The following is a 2,154-nucleotide window of genomic DNA, read 5'->3' as shown; positions in this document are numbered from 1 at the left end:
CACCTCGAACGCGGCCAACCCCGCACCAACACCTACTGGCACCCCGAAAAACTCCTCCACACCGGCGACGATGACGGGGAGGACAAGGAAGACGAAAGCCACGCCTAGCGTCCCGGCCGCGAGTACCCTCACAGCCACTGATCGCGTCCGGGGGCAAGGAGGCACCGGGTGTCGTATGTCCTGGCCACGCCCGAATTGTTGTCGGCTGCTGCCGAGGACCTGGCCGGGATCGGCTCCGCGGTCATCGCCGCGAACGCGGCGGCCACGAACTCGACCACGTCGCTGTTGGCCGCGGGCGCCGACGAGGTGTCGACGTGCATCGCCGGGTTGTTCGGCGCCCACGGCGCGGAATTCCAGGCGCTCGCCGCGCAAGCGGCGCAGCTGCACGACAGGTTCGTGCTCGCCCTGGCGGCGAACGCCAACACGTATCTGACCACCGAAATCGCAACGGCGCAGACGCTGTTGGGAAGCCCGCTGGTCCCGGGCGCCGCGGCGGGCACGCGGATCACGGTTCCCGGCGCGGGACCGCTGTACTACCCGAACTTCATCACCAATCTGCCCTATCTGGGGCAGTTGGTATATGCCGGCAGCCTCCCGGGGCCGATCAACGTATCGATCCTGCAGGGGTACGACCTGCTGAACCACGCCATCGGGCAGAACTGGTTCCCCGGCACCACCCCGCAGGTGGTCAACTACCCGGCCAGCATCGGCCTCATCAGCGGTAGCCTGGCCGCGCCCGGCGTCAACCAGGCCGTCGCCATGGGACAGCGAGCGCTCAACGACCAGATCATGAATGCGTTCATCAACGGCAACGGTTCACCGGTGCGCATCGCGGCGCTGTCGGAGGGGACCCTCGTCGTCAACCGCGAATTGGCCGCCCTCGCGGTCGACCCGAACGCGCCACCGCACAGTGCCCTGCAGTTCGCGATGTTCAACGGCCCCGAGTCCGGCTTGTTCCACGCCTACCTGCCCAACGGGTTCACCGTCCCGTTCGTCGACTACACCGCGCAGGGCGTGCCGAACACCCAATACGACGTCAGCGTGGTGTTCGGCCAGTACGACTTCTTCGGCAATCCGCCCGACCGGCCCTGGAATATCCCGGCATGGGTGAACTCGCTGGCCGCCGGGATCTACAACCACAACACCACATCGCTGGCCTCGATGTCGGACGCCGTGCAGGTCTCCAGCGTGACCACGCCCTTGGGCGGCACGATCACCACCGACATGGTTCCGGCTCCGACTCTGCCGATGTTGTTCCCGCTTGAGCAGCTCGGCGTCCCGCAGCCAATCGTCAACGACCTCAACTCATTTCTGCAGCCGATCGTCAACGACGGCTATTCGTCCCTGACCCCGAACGCCGGGCCGTACTTCTTGCAGGGCACCCTGCAAGGCCTGCCCCCGTTGCCGAACCTCTTCGGGTGACGCGAACGATGGAACTTTCCGGCGCGGTCGCGGTCATCGCCGGTGGTGCTTCCGGCATCGGCCGGGCCACGGCGCTCGCGCTGGCGCGGGCCGGGGCCGACGTCGTGGTCGGCGACATTCACCAAGAGCGAATGGACGAGACCGTCAATGCGGTCGCCGAAACCGGGCAGCGTGCGCTGGCGGTGCGCTGCGACGTCACCTCCGACGCCGACGTCGACGCCCTGGCGCGCGCGGTGCTCGCCGAATTCGGCAAGGTGGACATCGTCATGAACAACGCCGGCGTGGCGCTGCTCGGTCCGCCCGAACGAGTCCCGATGCGGGACTGGCAGCGGCTGTTCGACATCAACGTGTTCGGCGTGGTGCGGGGCATCCGCGCATTCGTCCCCATCCTGCTCGAGCAGGGCCACGGCTGGATCGTCAACACGGCATCCATCGCCGGCCTGTATGCCCACGGCTACGACAACATCCCCTACATCGGCGCCAAGCATGCGGTGGTCGGGATCACCGAAGGCCTGTACCTATACCTTCGGCCCAAAGGCATTGGGGTTTCGGTCCTTTGCCCGGAGTTGGTGGCCACCAACATCGGCGAGAGCGCGCGCATGATCGGCATCGACGACCCGCGCTGGATCAACTTCCCGCCCCACCTGCTGCGCCCGATCCAGCCCGAAGACGCCGCCGAGCGGGTCGTTGCCGGCATCCGGGAGGAACGCTTTCTCATCCTGACCCATCCGG

2 protein-coding genes are annotated in these 2,154 nt (G+C 67.1%); both read left to right on the top strand.

Annotated features, from left to right (window positions below):
- Positions 1-168 precede the first annotated feature (168 nt).
- Positions 169-1,422: a PE-PPE domain-containing protein gene (locus tag A5655_RS02835; RefSeq protein ID WP_067005373.1), complete on the top strand. Its 1,254-nt coding sequence runs from the start codon at positions 169-171 to the stop codon at positions 1,420-1,422.
- Positions 1,419-2,154, top strand: a 736-nt coding sequence (locus A5655_RS02830; RefSeq protein ID WP_156764662.1) for an SDR family oxidoreductase, incomplete at its 3' end; no start/stop codon positions are given. The genes A5655_RS02835 and A5655_RS02830, both read left to right, overlap by 4 nt.

The sequence above is a fragment of the Mycobacterium sp. 1081908.1 genome, assembly GCF_001673535.1.
In the GTDB taxonomy this organism is placed as follows: domain Bacteria; phylum Actinomycetota; class Actinomycetes; order Mycobacteriales; family Mycobacteriaceae; genus Mycobacterium.
The sequence above is the reverse complement of the archived record's forward strand: the minus strand, read 5'-3'. Positions and strand labels throughout refer to the sequence as shown.